This is a genomic window from Nonomuraea bangladeshensis, from assembly GCF_039529455.1.
GTDB lineage: Bacteria > Actinomycetota > Actinomycetes > Streptosporangiales > Streptosporangiaceae > Nonomuraea > Nonomuraea bangladeshensis.
In genome coordinates, this window is sequence record NZ_BAAAMV010000004.1 from 137115 (window position 1) to 154537 (window position 17423).

The following is a 17423-nucleotide window of genomic DNA, read 5'->3' on the forward strand; positions in this document are numbered from 1 at the left end:
TCGTTCCACAAGCTTCGCCCGCGAGGCCCTGTTCGGCGGCTTCCAGGGTTCCTGTGATCTGCTCTGACGGTCAGGGGAAATCCTGGTAGGTGGTCAAAGAAGCCGCTGGTAGACGGCCTGTCCGGCCTACTGTGGCTGTGACTGTCTGGACGTGGTGAATCGCCGCCGACGAGATGGGCGTGCCACTTGCGTCCGTACGCGTGGAGTACGGCGACTCCGACCTGCCGCCCGGCCCCGGCGCGATCGGCTCGGGTGCAGACCGCCAGCGCCGCGGCAGGCGTCATCGACGCCTGCGCCAAGCTGAAGAAGACCGTGCTCGCCCTGGCCCGCCGCGCCACTGCACGGCCCAGCCGAGCTTGGTCGCCGCCCGGACGGGCGCCGTCACCGAACCGGTACGAAGATCAACTCCCTGCCGCTGATTTCTGCACTCAGCCTCCTCGAAGGCCGACGCGGCGGCAGCATGCCGATCACGCGGATGTAGCCGCCGAACGGGATCCACTTGACGCCGTACTCGGTCTCGCCTCTGCGCCGGGACCAGGTGGCCGACCTCGTGCAGTGCGATGGAGATCATCAACCCGAGGGGGAAGAGGGCGATCCCCGCGACGTAGAGCGAAAGGTGCGAAGATCCAAGTTAGTCGAACCGGGCCGCTCCTGTCGGCTGCGGGAGGCCGGCTCGGCGGGATCTGGTGAGTGACCACAGGGATGCCGCCATGAGCAGGGCGGTCAGCCCGCCGCAGATCATGACGGTGGAGACCGAGAAGGCGTCGACGACGCGCCCGCCGAGGAAAGCGCCGAGGGCGAAGGTCGCCTGGAAGGAGGAGGTGAAGACGACCGTGGCGGCTTCGGGCGCGTGAGGGGCGGCGGTGAGGAACGAGGCCTGCGAGCAGACGGGCACGCCTCCGTAGGCCAGGCCCCAGATCACGAGCAGCACCACGGCCCCGTTGGCGGTGCCGCCTGCCGAGGGCAGCAGCAGGGTGGTGGCCGCGATCAGGCAGCCGCAGGCCACGAATGCGGCGCGCAGGCGGGTGCCGGTGGCCTTGCCCGCCAGGAAGTTGCCGGCGATTCCGGCGATGCCGTACGCCAGCAGGACGGCGCTGACGGCCGCGGGAGGCAGGCCGGTGAGGTCCTGGAGGAAGGGCGTGACGTAGGTGTAGGTGCCGAAGTGGGCCAGGACGATGAGGAAGGTGGCCGACAGGGCGATGCCGGCGCCCCGGGTGCGTAGCAGGTCGAGCAGGACGCGAGGGGTGGTGACCTGGTGGGCGGGCAGCGGCGGCAGCAGCATCAGCAGGGCGGCCAGGACGAGGACAGCCAGCGCGGCCAGGACCAGGAAGGCGGTCCGCCAGCCGGCGAGGTCGCCGATGAGGGTGCCGGCCGGTACGCCGAGCACGGAGCCCAGCGGCACGGCGGAGAAGATCACGGCGGTGGCGGTGCCGACGGCGTGCGGCGGCATCAGGCGGCCGGCCAGCCCGGCCCCGATCGACCAGAAGCCGCCGATGGTGAGGCCGACGAGCACCCTGGAGATCAGCATGACCCCGTAGGAGGTCGCCACCGCCGCCAGCACGTCGGCCACGGCGAGCACCACCATGAGGGCGCACAGCATCACGCGGCGGTCCAGACGCGCGGTGGTCAGTGTGACGGTGGGCGCGGCGACCGCGGCGACGATGCCGGGCAGGGCCATGGTCAGCCCTGTGATGCCGTCGGAGATGCCGAAGTCGGCGCCGATGGCGGTCAGCAGGCCGATGGGCAGGATCTCGCTGGTGACGATGGCGAAGATGCCCAGCATGAGCGCGGTGACGGCGAGCCAGTTGATGAGGGGCGGGCGGGGTCGTACGAGCGTGATGGTGGACATGGTTCCCGTTCAGGCAGGTGCAAGTGGCGTACAGGGACCACAGCCAAGCAGGGGGGAAGCAGGAGGTGCTGGCATGTTTCGGACGCAACCGTCGCCATGACTCGCGCACCGTCAGCGCTCGTGCGGTCGTCAGGGCTGGAAGGCCGTTAGCACCCGGGCACAGCTTCGAGCCCACTGTCCGGCGCAGGCGCGGCCGGTCCTGTACGGACACGGCCGCGGGCAACGCAGGGCTACTGGATCGCGGCCAGGTCCAAGACGTACATCTCGTTCTTGATCGGGTAGGCCATCAGCCGGTCGAGGCCGCCGTCGGGGATCGCCATCCGTCCTTGCGCGTCCGGCCGTACGCCGAGGTCGGCGGACCTACCGGTGTCGGCGTCGTAGAGCGTCAATATGCCGTGGTTTTCCGGTCCCCTCAACGTGACCTTGAAGAAGCGCTCCAGGCCGGCGTCGTCGCCTTCCTGGAAGGTCATCGGCAGGTCGCGCTCGTGGGAGCCGTCACGGTCGCGGACGAACCATCGCAGGGTGGTCCGGTTCCGTACGGTGTCCGGGCAGCGGCGGGTGCCGCACTTGATCTCCTTGCCGGAGCGGTCGCGGGGACGCTCGACCTTGACGGTCTTGTAGCGCACGGCCACGCCCGCGCACCGTTCGAGGCCGCACCTGACCTCCTCATCGGCCTTGATCACGGCGTCGCGCCGCTCACCGGTCTCGACGTTGAGCAGCTCGCGGAAGGTCGACTTCCCGTCGTGAACGCCCACCCACGGCCACTGCAGGATGTGGTGCCGCTCGGCGCCCTTCACCGGCTGCGGCGAGCCCCCGCTCAGCGGCACCCGGTAGACCCCTCCCTTCTCGTAGGCGAAGACCACGTCCGAACCCGTCACGGCCAGCCCGTTGATGTGCCCCTCCTTCATGACGTTCCCGAGGGGGACGTCGGTCACCGGCCGGGGCCGGCCGCCGGCGGCCGGTACCGTCCAGATCCGGGCGACGCGCGGGCTGCCCGCCTCCTTGTAGGACGCCCACCAGACGATGTTGCCGCCACCGGCGGCGACGCCGTCGGCGAAGATCGCCGATCCCTTCGTCGGGGGAATCTCGGCGATCTTCCTGGGCCGGCCGGTGCCCAGGTCGTAGCTCCACAGGAACTGACGCTTTCCGTCGTTCACGCCCGTCATGACCAGCAGCGTGCGATCGTCGAGGAGCAGCTGCGGGTAGTACGTGCGGCCGTCGGGCAGCTTGGCAGGGATCTTGTGTACGGCCTGCGGCCACACCTTCTCGACGCGTGGCGGAATCTTGTCCGCCGGCGGCTCGGCCTCGCCGGTCGCGCTGACCGCCGGCTGCGGCTCGGCCGACGCGCCCAAGCCGCTCACCGCCGTGCCCACCCCGCCGGCCACCAGGACCACGGCCGTGGCCGCGTACACGGCGGCGGTCCGGGCCCGCCGCCGGCGATGGCGTGTCTTGACCGTTGCGAGCAGCCCGGCCGGCGCCTGCGGCGCCCGCTGCGCCGCACCGGCGAAGGCGTGGCTCAGCTTGTCTTCCAGCTCGGTCATCGCATGCTCCTGTCGATCGCCGGTGCGGAGGAGAGGGAGGAACGCAGCTTGTCCAGGCCCCGGAAGGCCTGGCTGCGCACGGTTCCTGAGGAGATGCCGAGCACCTTGGCGATCTCGGCGTCGCTGAGCTGTTCGTAGTAGCGCAGCACCAGCACGGCACGCTGCCTGCGGGGCAGCGCGGCGAGCTCTTCCCAGAGACCCTGGTCCTCGTCGGGAGGGAAGACCTCGTGGTGAATGCGGTCCGGCGGCTCTCCGGCGAGGTGTTCACGCCTGCGCCGCCGCCAGACGCTGATGTGCAAGCGCGCCATCGTGGTACGGACGTAACTGTGCGGGCTGTCCTTGCGTCTCACTCTCGACCAGGCGCCGCACAGCCGTACCAGAGCCTCCTGGACCAGGTCGGCGGCATCATGGGGGTTTCCCGTCAGGACGTATCCGTAGCGGAGCAGCGCGTCCGTCTGCTCGGCCACGAAGTCGTCGAAGCCGGCTTCGTCATCCACTTGTCGTAGTCCCTTCGGCAGTCACGTCCCAGACGGCCGAAGGGACGAAGATGTTGCATCGCTCGGTCCATGCCTTCTCCGGCACCTGACGAAAGTAGGGGCGCGGGCCGGTCTTTCGGGCATGTCGGGCAGGGTGCCGTCATTCCTACAGTGCTGCGCATGATCAGAACTCGACGCACCCCCGCAGCCCTCCTCCTCGCTCTGGCGCTGGCCCTGCCGGCGTCGCCCGCCGTCGCCTCCACTGCGACCTCCGCCACGACCTCCGCCACGGCCCCCTCCGACGTGCGCTTCGCGATCCCGCACCCCACAGGCCGGTACGCGGTCGGGCGCGACACCCTGCACCTCGTCGACGCCGGCCGCCGCGACCCCTGGGTGCCCACGGCCGCGCGCGAGCTGATGGTGTCGATGTACTATCCGGCTCGCGCCGGCGGGAGCGCCGCTCCGTACATGACCGCCGACGAAGCTAGCGCCCTCCTCCAAGGACAGAGACTCGACACCGTCTTCAAGGCCGAACAGCTCGCCGGCACCGTCACGAACGCCCGCCTCGGCGCCCGCCCGGCCGGCGGCAGGCACCCCCTGGTGGTGCTCTCCCCGGGATTCACCCTGAACCGCGCCACCCTGACCACGCTCGCCGAGGAACTCGCCTCCAAGGGGTACGTCGTCGCCCTCGTGGACCACGCCTACGAGTCGTTCGCGACCACGTTCCCCGGCGGCCGGACCCTGACGTGCGTCGCCTGCGAGACGGTGGAAAGCGCCCCCTCCGACGAGGCGGAGAAGGAGCTGATGGCCAAGGCGGCGCTGAACCGGGCCGCTGATCTGTCCTTCGTCATCGACCGGCTGACGCGCTCCGCGCGATCCGTACCCGTCTGGAAGCACTGGCAGACGATCGACCCGCGCCGCGTCGGCGCCGCCGGCCACTCGCTCGGCGGCAACGCCGCGGCGAGCGTCATGGCCACCGACCGGCGGGTCCGCGCCGGGGTGAACCTGGACGGCTCGTTCTTCGCCCCGGTCCCGGCCGCCGGCCTCGGCGGGAGGCCGTTCCTCATGCTCGGCACCGAGGCCCAGCACGCGCCCGGCGCCGCCGACGCCACCTGGTCGCGGGACTGGTCACGCCTGGACGGCTGGAAGCGCTGGCTGACCGTGGCCGGCTCCGGCCACTTCACCTTCATCGACCTGCCCATCCTGGGCGGGCAGGCCGGGATCACCGACCCTGCCGCGCCGCTGTCGGGCAAGCGGTCGGGCGAGATCACCACGGCGTACGTGGGCGCCTTCTTCGACCAGCACCTCAACGGCGAGCAGCAGCCCCTCCTGGACGGCCCGTCCGCCGCCGACCCGGAAGTGTCCTTCCAGAACCCGTGATGCCCCCGGGCGTCCGGCAGGCCGGACGCCGCCCCTCAGGCCAGCAGCGACGCGCCCGCCGCGCCCGTCAGGACGGCGAGGATCAGGAACCAGCCGCTCAGCGGCAGACGCACCCGATGCCACGCCCGCCGCCCGCCCGTCACCGTCGCGGGCTGTCGGGGCGTGGGCGCGGCTCGTACGGCGGCGGCCGCCCGGACGGTGGCGGCGACAGGCGCCCCGGTACCACTGCTGGGCGAGCGCCTCCCACAGCACCCACTCCTCGTCCTCCGATCCGGCCTCGTGACCCAGGTGCGCGAGCAGGTCGCCGCGGTAGACGTCGAAGGTGACCTTGACCTGCTCGCCGTACAGGCGGGCCGGGCCGAGCGCGCACGCGTAACTGAGCAGCGCGACGGCCGCGCCTCCGGTGTGGCACAGCAGGAACAGCCCGGCCGGCGCGCCGGTGGCGAGCAGGAACAGGCCGGAGGCCGTGGAGAAGAAGCCGGCCAGGAAGGAGATCGTGAGGAAGAACTCCAGGTCGGCGCGTACGGCGGCGAGCGTGGCCCGGTGGTCGGCGGGCAGCAGAGGGTACAGGCGCGGCCAGACGAGCGCGGCGTCGATGTCGTACCGCTCCTCGGGGTGGAGTACGGCGTTCTTGAGGATGTTGCCGAGCCGGGTCGGCATGATCTCCGCGACGTCGGACGGGTAGCCGGAGTAGAGGCGCTGGTAGTCGGGCAGCTCCGCCGGCCGCAGCCCGGCATGGACGTGGGTGTGCCAGTGGCGGCCCGCGCGGGCGAGGAGGCGCCAGGGGCGGCGGGTCCAGTCGCCCTCGTACCAGCGCAGCAGCAGCGTGCTCATGCCGGACAGCCAGGTCGCGACCAGCACCACGGCCGCCAGGAAGGCGATCGAGTACGAGGCCGTGAGCCGCGCGTCCTGCCGGCTCCACGCGGCGAGCCTCGATGTGACAAAACGTTGCGGTCGGTGTGAAAGGTCAGCCCGACGTCTACCCGGGGGGTAGGTCGCTGTGTTCAGCGGTGCTCGGGCTCCACCGGAAGCCACAGTTCGGCGTCGGCCTCGGTCTTCTCCGGCGACAGCTGGACACGGAGGATCTCGGGGCCGGAGCGGGTGCGGTACGGGTTCGACGGGAACCACTCGGTGAACACGTCCCGCCACAGCTCCTGGATGGCCCGTGGCGCGGGCCCGGAGGTGGTGAAGACCGCCCAGGCGCCGGCCGGGACGGCCAGCGTGGTCGTGCCTTCCGGAGCGGCGGCGGAGGTGATCACGCCGTGATGGTAGTCGAGCTCATTACCCTCGGCGCGGCTGGGTTCCAAGTCGTCGCATACCGCGACGATGCCGTACGGTTCCTGATCCGACAGCTTTTCCAGGCGTTCCAGAGCCTGTGGATCGATTCCACGGACAAAGTCGATGATCGCCTGGTTCGGGCCCGCGTGCACCAGCGGTACCCGGGCCTTGAACCCGACGACGGTGAAGTCCGCCCTGTCCACGACGCGGTACCGCATGCTGCTGCTCCCTTCGATGGTGAGGCGGAAGGCCATTCGGGACTGGGAGGTGAGCGCGGCGCCGGTACGCCGGGCCTCGCCTGGTCCGATGCCGTGCATGGCACGAAACGCCCGCGCAAAAGCCTCACCGGAGCCGTAGCCGTAGCGCACCGCGATCTCCAGCAGCGTTTCACGCCCCGCGAGTACTTCGGCGCCCGCTAGGGTGAGACGGCGGCGCCGGACGTACTCCGCGAGCGGCATGCCCGCCAGCGCGGAGAACATCCGGCGCAGGTGCTGCTCCGAGGTGGCCGCGATGCGTGCCAACTCCGCCACGTCGACGGCCTGGTCGAGATGGCCCTCAATGTGCTCCATGGCCTGGTTCAGCCGCTCCAGCATGCGTGCCCTCCGTCCGCGGCCTCTTCAAGGCCGCCTTGCCGACGATAGTCGGCAAGCACCTCTATCCAGCGCCGCCCCCGTCCCGTCCCAGCCCCTGGCGGATCGCAATCTCCACCGGCGAGTACGCGCCGTCGGCCCGATCCAGTTCGTACGGCGCGGCCGGCAGGAGCGGCGGCTGGGCCATGAAGCGCGGCCGTACCCCATGGTGCGACTGCGCAGCGTGCACCAGGAACGGATGGCACAGGAAAACGTCGCCCGGGGACCCGGTGGCGAGGGCGAGCGGCCGGTGGTCGGACGCCGCCACCAGATCGGGTGCGAGGGTCAGCCCGCTCGCCCCGTCCTCCCCGTACTTCTCCAGCACCTTCGGCACGTCGAGGTGTGAGCCGACCCGGATCCGGGTCGGGGCGTCCGCCTCACCGACTTCGCTGAACAGGAACAGCATCAACAGCGCCCGCCCCCGGGAGCGCAAATTCGTGAAGTACCAGCTCTCGCCCTCCGGCAGATAGCTCCCTTCGATGTGCCAGCCCGCGTCGTTCGGCTCCTCCTCGTGGGGGAAGCGCAGTGGGAACGTGCCCAGTGAGTAGCGCGGCTCCCAGCGTCCCGCGCCGACGAGCAGGTCGTACGCATGATGCAGAGCCGGGGAATTGGGTGCGGCCGCGAACGGTCCCTGCGCCATACCGGCCACCCAGTGCACGGGCTGCGTCCACGTCGATGGGTCGTCCGGGTCGCAGCCCGTCTCCCGCCACAGCAGCCGCGCACAGTCGGCGGCCACGCGCGGCGCGACGGCACCCTCCAATTTCACGAAGCCGTCGCGGAGGAAATGGGAGATCAAGGTCGTGTCATCCATGCCCCCATCGTGCGACGACACCGGCCCGGATCGCCCGACATCCTCGCTACCGCTTTTGTCGGGTATGCGGATGGGCGTACGGTCTCCGGCCGCCGCTCCCGCACCATCGCGGCCGGCGAACCCTATCCCCGACAAGGCCGACCAAACGCTGCCGTCGGAAGCGGGACACGATCTTGAGGGTCAGGCCGAGGCGGTCGCGCGCCCAGTCCGCCAGCGGGCACCCGTGGGCGCCGCCGATCGGCCGGGCAACCATGAAGGCCGGCAGCGAGCCGCCGTCAATCCTGAGGAGCCACGCCGGATTCCGGCCGGGTGCGGCTCCTTCTAAGATGATGCGCACGATGACCAAGCCGAACCCCGACAGGGAAACGCTGAGGGTACCCAGCCGGCACGGCCCCGCGTTGCCGGCGTCGCCGTCTGATCGACCAGTTCATCGCCGCGGGCCGTGTCCGGTGGACGGCCGATCCCGATGATCGCAGGCGGATTCCCATCGAACTCACTTAAGACGGCTCGGCCGAGTCACCGGCGCCTACGCGGCGTTGATCGCACTGCATGACGCGAAGCACACCATCGAAAGGACGATCGCAGTTGAGCGCGGAAGAGAATTTCAAGCAGGTCGGCGCTGAGCTGGCCGACCTGGGTGTGCAGCTGTCCAGAATGATGGGGCGTCCCGCGCTCAAAGACCAGGCGGGGAAGGTGTTCGCGAGTTTGCAGCGCGACGGCGCGATGGTGTTCAGGCTGGTCAGGGACACGCCCGAACACGTGGCCGCGCTCCAGTTGCCCGGGGCGTCCCTGTTCGACCCCACGGGGAAGGGCCGGGAGGTGAAGGACTGGGTGGTCGTGCCGCACTCCTCGGCCGATGCATGGACGGACCTGGCCGAGGTGGCACTCAGCCGCCCACGCTGACCATTCTTCGGAGGCCTACGAATATGGTTTCGGCCTGGGCGCAAGACGGGTTGAGCAGATCGCGTCCCGACTTTGCTGTGATCGTTTCTCGGCCGCCGCCGCCCTCCTTCGCTTCCATGGCTTGCCGTCTTTCTGGTCGCCGTCATGGGCTTGCGCATAGAGGCAGCTGTGCAGGACCGTTCATCGCGCTGAACGGTCCTGTCCAATCTTTCGATGGTCGCATCTGTCCCGTGTTTCGGGCGTGATCCGATCGCGGCAGCATCAAGCCCATGAGAAAGATGCTCGCAACTGTGATGGCCTGTGCTGCTCTGCTGACCGGCGCCGCTCCCGCGCAAGCAGTAGTGACCAAGGATCCCGTCCAGGCGCTGAATGCCGTTCTGGTGCCCGGCCACGGTATGCACTTCACCGAGACGACCACCCTCTTAGATGGCACTGACGAACGGTCAGAACGCCGGCGCAAGGGAATCTTCGAGTTCGACGCCAAGGGTGGCGTCAAGTCCTTGGACGTCACCACCACGGGGGGTGAGTACGGTCGCGAACGTGTCATCGGTTTCAACCACGACATCGGCGGCACCGGCTACCAGTCCGGCGGTCTTGTAGGGAAGTGGCTGAAGAAGGGCAAGACCTGGTGGAAGGACTCCCACCAGTTGTACCTCCGGCACACCGAGTTGCTCGACTACGACGAGCAACTCGTCAATCCGGCAGAGCCCGCGACCCTGGCCGCCCTGTTGAGGAACGGGCAGCGGAGCGGGGACACCGTCACCGGCGCGATCACCTTCAGGGAGCTCGAGCGGGCCTCCCGCTGGGCGGAGCACTCGACCCATGCCGGCTGGGATCCGGACACGAGGCTCACCTACACCATCACGCTGACCTCCTCGGGCCTGGTCGGCAGGGTGCAGAGCATGTTCACGTTCTCCGACGGCCTCGACGAACTGGTGGGCAAGACCGTGCACGTCGACACCCGCTACAGCCGGTGGGGCGACAAAGTATCGATCAAGGCGCCAGACCCTCGCAAGACGACCACCGAGCTGTGCATCGAAGGTTTCTGCAATTGGCGCCTTCCGGGCTGACACCGACCGTCGCCTCGACCCCGTCGCAACGGGAACGAGTGGGTGACGGCGGGTCGGGTCGCCGTCACCCGGGCGCCGGGAGGTTACGCGGGCGGCTGGTGGACGGTGACCACGTGGGTGGTCTTCGTCGGCTCGACGGCCGAGCCGCCGACCAACGTGACGTTGTACGTGTGTTCGCCGGCCGTGGTGGGCGTGTCGGAGAAGCTGAACGACCCGTCGGCGGCGGGCGACAACTTCATCAGGCCCTTCATGGTGACGGTGCCGTCCGGGCTGACGACCCTGCGCGTGACGGTGATGAGCGTCGGCGGGAAGGTGATGCCGTAGGCGCCGAAGGTGCCGCTGAAGTCGAGCCGTTCGCCGACGTCGCCCGTCGCCGGTCCGGTCACGGTGAGCGTGGGTTCGTACCGGGCCACCGTGACGGTCACCGAGGAGAGGCTGGGCCCGAACCATGAGTTGCCCGGCCAGTACGCCTGATACTTGAACGCTCCTGCCGACGGCGGGGTGTCGGTGAACTCGTAGGTCCCGTCCGCCGCCGTGGTGATCACCTGGTACGGCCTGGAGGTGCCGTCGGGGAGCCAGCGGTACAGTCCGATCGTCTTTCCACCGGCTGGCATCCCGTTGCTCAGCGTGAGTCGTCCGCTGAAGGTCGACTGCCTGAGCGCGGTCGCCTTGGCGGGAGCCGTCAAGGTCAGCGTGGAGGTGTGGTAGGGCGAGGACAACCACCAGAGGTGCATCCGCCCGGTGCCGGGCTCTCTCAGCACCGCGAAGGTGAGTATCCCGTAGAACTCGATGCTGCCCTCCACCACGGTCTTCCCCTGGTGGGCGGCTGTGGAGATGACCTCCGCGGTGGTCGCGTCGTACACCACGAGTTCGGCCGCGTCGCCCTCGGAGGAGTTCCAGCCGCCCACGACGTAGGCGTCGTCCGCGCTGGCCGCGACAGCGGTGGGGAGGCCGTGCTCGCCGAATCCACTGCTGTCGAAGGCGCGGCGCTGGGTCAGGGTCTTCGTGTCCCAGTCGGTGATCTGGTGGGTGTCGTTCGACGCCGACAGCGCCGTCGACCCGCGCTCGGCGAGTGCGAGATCCCGCAGGTCCGGCAGCCCGTTCTCTCCGCGGATCTCGCCGCGCGAGGTGGCGGGCGTGGTGCTGATGTCGTACACCTTGATGGTGGCGGGGCTGACTCCCGGCTCCGCGGTCGCCAGCCTGTTCCCCCTGATGGCGATGATCGGAGCCCGGGTCGTGGCCGGCCCGAGCCGGACGGGCGTGGGTGTCGCCGCCGTCGGAACGAGGCTGACAACGCCTCCCTCTCCCGGTTCGCCGCAGCCGAAGCCGATCCACAACCGGTAGTCGTACGACTGCACCAGGCTCGACGGGCACGGGTACGCGCTGAGGTCGATGCGTTTGGTGATGGCGAGTGTGGCGGTGTCGATCTCGATCACTTCGTGCGAATCACGCAGCGCCGCGTACACCTTCCCGCCGATCTCCGGCGAGGCCAGGGCGACGGCACCGGACAGGCCGGTGATCCTCTCGATGACGCCGACGATGGACACGACCACGATCTGGTCGCCGGCGGCGACGAAGATCTTGCTGTCGCGCGCCACCACGTCTCCGCCCTTCCCGGAGACGCCGAGGTCGGTGACGGCCGTGTCGGCGGCCGTGGCGGCGGGCGCCTGAATGACGAGCAGGGCCGCCGTCAGGAGCAGGGTCCCGGCCCAGGCGACTAATCGGCGGGACAGAGGAGCACGAGCAGAGGTTGATGGGTGCACAAGCACTCCATTCTGGAGATGAAGGGAGTCGAACACCCCGGCATGACTACGAGGCCCGCTCCCACTGACGATCTTCGTCAACCGAACGAATATTCACATACCGCGGAATTGCCGTCCAGAGCCTGGCCGCGACGCTTGAAGGTGACGGGAGTATCCGATGTAGCCCGGCCGAACAGACCTCGCCCTCTTTGCCGGACCGGCATACCGAACCGGTGTACGACACTGAGAGTTGCGACTGATGACCGTCCGACAAGGATGCGACCCGGTGTGACCCCGCCCACCCGCACGGTACAGCCGCGGCTCTGTACTTCGGCGGCGCCTTGTCGGTCACCGGCGCCGTGGTGCTGATCTTCAGCTCCTCCGCCAGCTCTGGCTCGTCCTGGGCCAGCTGGCCGCCGCGATGGGCGTGGCCCTCGTGCCTGCGCCCTGGCAGCGCTTCTCGCCCCGGCAGCTGCTCATCCATGGCCTGTGCACGATCGCCGTCCTGATCGCCGGGCCGGCCCGCCGCTTCCGCCAGCAGGAATGGCGAACTGATCTCCGCGAGAGCCGCAAGCCCGCGCGCTACGCCCTGGGCCTGGTCAGAGCGAGCGTCCGGACCAGTCTCGAGGACCTGCTGCATCTGTTGCGGCTCGCAGGCTGCTGGGTTCTGAGCACAGAACCGCGCACCTGGAGCCTGCTCATCCCCGTCATGGTCGCGGGACTGCACCAGATCATGCAGTCCCAAGGCTGGTGGTCGGCGCTGCCGGCTGGATGCCAAGGCGCTGGAAGCGCTCGTGTGTTCAGGATCCTGAGGCGGCGCTGGCCGAGCTGAAGGAGCTCGGCCAGCGCCCACCATCCCGGAGGCGATTGCCCGCTTCAGGCTCGCTGTTCGGTGAGCAGCTCCACCACCCGCTCGGCCAGGGGGGCGGCGCTGGCCGGGTTCTGGCCGGTGGCGAGGCGGCCGTCCACCACGACCTGCGCCTGCCAGTTCTCGCCGGGCTCGTGCCGCGCACCGCGCGTAGTCAGCGCGTCGGCCAGCAGGAACGGCACGACGCCCGCCACGCCGCGCAGCTCCTCCTCGGCGTTGGTGAAGGCCGCCACCCGCTTGCCCGCCACCAGGTACGACCCGTCGGACAGCGTCAGGTTCACCAGCGCCGAGGGGCCGTGGCAGACGGCCGCAACGACGCCGCCCCGCTCGTACACCTCGCGCCCGATCCGCCGCACGTCGGGGTCATCAGGGAAGTCCCACATGGTGCCGTGGCCGCCGGCGTACAGGACGGCGTCGTAGCGGGAGGCGTCCACGTCGGCCAGGCGGGCAGTGTCGCGCTGCTCGGGCGAGGCGACGAACGCGGCCTGGGCGGGGTCGCCGGGGTCGTAGCCGTCCTGGGGCGGCTCGCCGCCCTTGACGCTGGCCACGTCCACGTCGAAGCCGGCCTTGCGGAAGATCTCCCACGGGTGGGCGGCCTCGGGCACGTAGTAACCGGTCTTCTCCACGCCGCCGAGGTCGTCGTTGCTGGTCAGGGCGATGAGTACACGCTTCGTCATGCGTTCAGGATGCCTCCGCCGAGCCATCAGCAACAAATAACGAACGCGGCCCCAAGCCATCAGAATAGTGATATGTCGCCACTATCGCTCGACCTGCTGCGCACCTTCCTCGCCGTCTACAGGACCGGCTCCATAACCGCCGCCGCCCAGACGCTCGGCTTGTCGCAGCCGGCGGTGACCGCGCAGGTCAAGACGCTGGAGGCGACGCTGGATCGGCCGCTGTTCGACCGGCTGGCGCGCGGGGTCGCACCCACGCCCGCCGCAGACGAGCTGGCCCGCCGGGTCGCGCCGGGCCTCGACGCGCTGGACGAGGTGGTGGCCTCGGAGCTGCCCTCGGACGAGGCCGTGCACCTGGGCGGGCCCGCCGAATTCCTGAGCGAGGTGGTCATGCCGATGCTGGCCCCGCTCGTCCGGGACGGGCTGCGGCTGCGCGTCACCCTGGGCCTGTCGGACGACCTGCTGGCCGGATTGGCGGCCGGGCGGCTGGACCTCGTGCTGTCCACGATCCGACCCCGGCTGCGCGGCGTGCAGGCCGACCCGGTGTACGACGAGGAGTTCCTGCTGGTCGCCGCGCCCGGCGCCGGGCCGGCGGAGCCGCTGGTCGCCTACGCCGAGGACCTGCCCATCGTGCGCCGCTACTGGCGCAGCGTCTTCGGCCGCCGCCCGTCGATGGCGGCGCAGGTCGTCATGCCCGACCTGCGGGGCGTGCTGAGCGCCGTACGGGCGGGGATGGGCGTGTCGGTGCTGCCCGCGTATCTGTGCCGGCGGGACCTGGAAGCGGGCACGCTCGTGACGCTCGCTGAGCCGGAGGAGCCGCCGATCAACACCGGCTACCTCGCGGTCCGCTCCGGCGCGCGCACCCGGCCGGCCGTGGGCCGCGTGCGCGACCACCTGGTACGGGAGCTGCGCGCCGTGCGATCGTTCTGAAGCGGTTGACATGAGCGGGTCACCGGAAGCCCGACCGGCGGAAACACACACGATCGCGTGATCGCGCTGGATTTACTCCGCTCTGTTCGAGCGTAATCGGCCACAGCACCTCGGTCGGGCCACGCGCTACCTGGGCGGCTCACCGCACCGACCCGAGCCTAGCTTCGCGAGATGCGTGCGCAGTTAGCGATGTTGAGCAGTGAAGTGCCCTCCTCGTCCCGGATCATGGACTTCACGTTGGTCGAGACCGCGGCTGGGCCGCTCGTGGTCTGCGCCGACTCGAGGTATGGAGGAGTGTGAACGTGGGATCCCCTGCGAGACGTGTGGCAGGAGCGGCCGCTGGCCTTCGCCTACGCGGGGGACCCGCTGACCGCCCAGTATCCCCATGCTGACAACGACACCATAGGCGGCTACTGCGGCCACTCACGGTGGCGTTGGAGGGCGAAGGCGGGTATTCCCGAGACGGGGAAGTACCCCTCATCGTGAAGTGAAAGCGGAGGTTGGCTTCATTCAACGATCGTTATCTGAAGAGCACGCCTTGCTAGTGCGAGTCGTAGGGTGGTCGGTGCCCAGCACCCGCTCGCAGTCGGCCGGCGTCGCCTCGTACAGGGGAATGGCCCGGCCCAGATCCCCCGCCGATTCGTAGGCGCCAGGTCTGGTCCGCTTTCCGCCGCAGCCGCTCAGCGGTGTCTCGCTTGACCTTGACACTGTGACAAGGTCTTCACTGGCGTCAAGGAGGTGGTCCCGATGGCCATGGCGAAACAGGACACGGATGCGTTCCCGGCTTTGCAGGGGCTGGAGGCCGGCGACTCGTCAGTACGGCTGCGGGCGGCGCTGGCGCTCGGCACGAGCCCTGACCCGCGTTTCATCGACAAGCTCATCGAACGCTGCGCGGTCGAGCCCGCGTTCCCGGTGCGTGACATGCTGACGTGGGCGCTCACACGCCACCCGGCGTCGATGACGGTCCCGGCGCTGGTCGAGGAAGTCCGCTCGGAGCACGCGCAGGCACGAAGCCAGGCGTTGCACACGCTGTCCAAGATCGGGGACCGGCGCGCGTGGCCGGTGATCACGCGGGCGCTGCTGTGCGACAGCGACGACGAGGTGGCGCGGAGCGCTTGGCGGGCGGCGGTCTTGCTCGTGCCCGACGATGACGTGCCCGAGCTGGTCGCGGTGCTGTCGACGCAGCTCGGGCGGGGCGGGCGTGAGATGTGGCTGAGCCTCAGCAGGGCGCTGGTCGCGCTCGGTGAGGTGATCGAGCCGACGCTGCGCGCCGCCATGACGGACCCCGACCCACGGGTACGCGCGCACGCGATCGCCACGGAGAAGCTGTTGCGCGACCCGGATGCCGGGATGGCGTACGCGATCGAGGAGGCCAAGCGTGTGGTGGCACTCGGAGGCACCGGCGAGGGGGAATGACAGGCCGTGTTGATCGGTGAGGTGGCGCGCCGGTCGGGGGTCAGCGCCCGCATGCTCCGGCACTACGACTCGCTCGGCCTGGTACGGCCGACGGGTCGCAGCGACAGCGGCTATCGCGAGTACTCCAGCGAGGACATCGAGCGGATCTTCCACATCGAGAGCCTGCGCTCGCTGGGGCTGTCGCTGCGCGAAGTCGGGCGCGCGCTCGATGATCCTGACTTCAGGCCCGCGGAACTCGTCGGCGACCTCATCCGCCAGACGCGAGAACGCATCGCCGCCGAGACGCAGCTGCTCACGCGACTGCGCCGGATCGGCGCTGCCGAACCTACGGACTGGCAGGACGTGCTCCAGACCGTCGCGCTCCTGCAAGCGCTGGGCTCGAAGAGCGCCGGCAGGCGCCAGCGCGCGGCCCTGTCCTCCGTCGAGGAGGGTCCGGCGCCGGTGGAAGCGCTGGTCGAGGCGGTGCTGAACGAGACGGACCCGAACGTCGCCGGCGCCCTCCGATGGGCGCTGGCGCAAGCGGGCGACGACGGGTTGGCGCTGCTCGCGGAGGGTCTCGGCTCGCCGGTGGCCGAGGTGCGCAAGCGGGCCGTCCAGTCCATCGCCGAGATCCCGGACGGTACGGCGACGGCGCTGCTGCGCGAAGCCCTCACGAGCCCCGACGTCGTGGTCCGCAGGTACGCGGCTCTGGCACTGGGTGCCCGTGGCGTGGCCGAAGCCGTACCGACGCTCGTCGACATGATCGTCGAGGGGACGAACGACGTCGATGCGGCCGATGCCCTGAGCGCGCTGGCGACTGGTCCCGCGTCGGCGGATCGGATCGCCGCCATGCTCGTCGATCGCCTCGCCCATGACACCGTAGAACCGCCGGCACGCCGGAGGCTGACCCAGGCGTTCGCCGACATCCCTGGCACCACGGCGTCGCGAGCCCTCGCGGACCTGTCGCATGACGAAGACCGTGCCGTCGCGCTCACCGCGGCGTACATCCTCGGGATCCGCGAGCAGGTGTCATGACCGGCATCTACAAGTCCGAAGCCGGGGAACGTGAACTCCTCGAGCACTACCGGCAGGCGCTGGAGGCGTGGCCGGTTCCTGCCGAGCGGCTACGGGTGCCCACCCGTCAGGGCGAGACCTTCGTCCTCGTCTGCGGCCCGCCCGACGCGCCGCCCCTGGTGCTGCTGCACGGTTCGGGGGCGAACGCGTCGATGTGGCGAGGAGATGTCCCCACCTGGTCGCAGGGCTTTCGCACCTACGCCGTCGACCTCGTCGGCGAGCCGGGGCTGAGTGCGCCCTCGCGCCCCGCCCTGGACTCCGACGCCGTGGCGCTCTGGCTGGACGACGTGCTGGAAGGGCTCGGGATCACCGACGCGGCGTTCGTCGGCATTTCTCTCGGCGGCTGGACGGCCCTGGACTACGCCATCCGCCGTCCAGAACGGGTGGCCCGGCTGGCGTTGATGTGCCCAGGGGGCGTGGGACGGCAGAAGGTCGGCTGGATGTTCAAGGCCCTGCTGACCCGCCTGTTCCGGCGTGGCGGACTGCGCGAGTCGGCGATGGCGGTCGCCGGACTGGACGGGGACAGGGACCGGCAGGCGCTCGACGCCGTCGTCCTGACGTTCACGCACTTCAACCCGCGCAGGGAGAGGCTTCCGGTGTTCTCCGACGAGGCGTTGCGCGCTCTCACCATGGACGTCCTCGTCATCGTCGGCGGCCGTGACGCGATGTTCGACTCCCAACAAACGGCGCGGCGGGTACATGAGTGCGTCCCGCACGCGACCGTACGTTTGCTGCCCGAGGTGGGGCACGCTGTCTTCGGCCAGGCTGAGCCGATCGCCACGTTCCTGCGGGCCTGAGGGGCT

The 17423-nt window shown here is 69.9% G+C and carries 15 protein-coding genes; 8 read left to right on the top strand and 7 right to left on the bottom strand.

What is annotated here, in order from left to right; translation table 11 throughout:
* Nucleotides 1–631 precede the first annotated feature (631 nt).
* The 3 genes from ABD292_RS12415 to ABD292_RS12425 all read right to left on the bottom strand — a co-directional run bounded on the left by ABD292_RS12415 (nucleotide 632) and on the right by ABD292_RS12425 (nucleotide 3887).
* The gene (locus tag ABD292_RS12415) at nucleotides 632–1849 is read right to left on the bottom strand and encodes an MFS transporter (protein WP_344207282.1); all 1218 of its coding nucleotides are present in this window, start codon (nucleotides 1847–1849) and stop codon (nucleotides 632–634) included.
* A 230-nt stretch (nucleotides 1850–2079) separates the two neighbouring features.
* Nucleotides 2080–3390, bottom strand: coding sequence for a TolB family protein (locus ABD292_RS12420; protein WP_344207283.1), 1311 nt, complete (start codon nucleotides 3388–3390; stop codon nucleotides 2080–2082).
* A complete protein-coding gene (locus ABD292_RS12425) occupies nucleotides 3387–3887 on the bottom strand; it encodes a SigE family RNA polymerase sigma factor (protein ID WP_344207284.1) in 501 nt (166 codons plus the stop codon). The genes ABD292_RS12420 and ABD292_RS12425 overlap by 4 nt, the downstream gene beginning before the upstream one ends.
* Before the next feature lie 159 nt (nucleotides 3888–4046).
* Between ABD292_RS12425 and ABD292_RS12430 the strand changes: the two genes are divergently transcribed.
* On the top strand, nucleotides 4047–5246 hold the full coding sequence (locus ABD292_RS12430) for an alpha/beta hydrolase family protein (protein WP_344207285.1): 1200 nt from the start codon (nucleotides 4047–4049) through the stop codon (nucleotides 5244–5246).
* Between the two features lie 1004 nt (nucleotides 5247–6250).
* Here the strand turns inward: ABD292_RS12430 and ABD292_RS12435 are convergent.
* On the bottom strand, nucleotides 6251–7117 hold the full coding sequence (locus tag ABD292_RS12435) for a GyrI-like domain-containing protein (protein ID WP_344207286.1): 867 nt from the start codon (nucleotides 7115–7117) through the stop codon (nucleotides 6251–6253).
* 61 nt (nucleotides 7118–7178) lie between these two features.
* On the bottom strand, nucleotides 7179–7964 hold the full coding sequence (locus ABD292_RS12440) for a phytanoyl-CoA dioxygenase family protein (protein ID WP_344207287.1): 786 nt from the start codon (nucleotides 7962–7964) through the stop codon (nucleotides 7179–7181).
* A gap of 585 nt (nucleotides 7965–8549) precedes the next feature.
* Here ABD292_RS12440 and ABD292_RS12445 point away from each other — a divergent pair.
* Nucleotides 8550–8867 (top strand): hypothetical protein, encoded by a 318-nt coding sequence (locus ABD292_RS12445; protein WP_344207288.1) that lies wholly within the window; start codon nucleotides 8550–8552, stop codon nucleotides 8865–8867.
* A 269-nt stretch (nucleotides 8868–9136) separates the two neighbouring features.
* Nucleotides 9137–9937: a hypothetical protein gene (locus tag ABD292_RS12450; protein ID WP_344207289.1), complete on the top strand. Its 801-nt coding sequence runs from the start codon at nucleotides 9137–9139 to the stop codon at nucleotides 9935–9937.
* Nucleotides 9938–10020: 83 nt separating this feature from the next.
* On the opposite strand, the gene ABD292_RS12455 is transcribed toward ABD292_RS12450, so the two are convergent.
* Entirely contained in the window at nucleotides 10021–11700 is a 1680-nt protein-coding gene (locus ABD292_RS12455; RefSeq protein ID WP_344207290.1) for a YncE family protein, read from the bottom strand.
* A 400-nt stretch (nucleotides 11701–12100) separates the two neighbouring features.
* Between ABD292_RS12455 and ABD292_RS12460 the strand changes: the two genes are divergently transcribed.
* Complete coding sequence (locus ABD292_RS12460) at nucleotides 12101–12511, top strand: hypothetical protein (protein WP_344207291.1); 411 nt, start codon at nucleotides 12101–12103, stop codon at nucleotides 12509–12511.
* 44 nt (nucleotides 12512–12555) lie between these two features.
* Here the strand turns inward: ABD292_RS12460 and ABD292_RS12465 are convergent, their stop codons facing one another.
* A complete protein-coding gene (locus ABD292_RS12465) occupies nucleotides 12556–13224 on the bottom strand; it encodes a type 1 glutamine amidotransferase domain-containing protein (protein WP_344207292.1) in 669 nt (222 codons plus the stop codon).
* 72 nt (nucleotides 13225–13296) lie between these two features.
* Here ABD292_RS12465 and ABD292_RS12470 point away from each other — a divergent pair, with 72 nt between their 5' ends.
* The 4 genes from ABD292_RS12470 (at nucleotide 13297) to ABD292_RS12485 (ending at nucleotide 17417) form a co-directional block, all read left to right on the top strand.
* Nucleotides 13297–14151 carry a LysR family transcriptional regulator gene (locus ABD292_RS12470; RefSeq protein WP_344207293.1) on the top strand — a complete coding sequence of 285 codons (855 nt, stop codon included), beginning with the start codon at nucleotides 13297–13299 and terminating at the stop codon, nucleotides 14149–14151.
* A gap of 957 nt (nucleotides 14152–15108) precedes the next feature.
* The gene (locus tag ABD292_RS12475; protein ID WP_425565080.1) at nucleotides 15109–15567 is read left to right on the top strand and encodes a HEAT repeat domain-containing protein; all 459 of its coding nucleotides are present in this window, start codon (nucleotides 15109–15111) and stop codon (nucleotides 15565–15567) included.
* A gap of 6 nt (nucleotides 15568–15573) precedes the next feature.
* Nucleotides 15574–16581: a HEAT repeat domain-containing protein gene (locus ABD292_RS12480; RefSeq protein ID WP_344207295.1), complete on the top strand. Its 1008-nt coding sequence runs from the start codon at nucleotides 15574–15576 to the stop codon at nucleotides 16579–16581.
* Nucleotides 16578–17417, top strand: a complete 840-nt coding sequence (locus tag ABD292_RS12485) for an alpha/beta fold hydrolase (protein WP_344207296.1) — start codon at nucleotides 16578–16580, stop codon at nucleotides 17415–17417. Before ABD292_RS12480 ends, ABD292_RS12485 begins: the two co-directional genes overlap by 4 nt.
* Nucleotides 17418–17423: the final 6 nt, after the last annotated feature.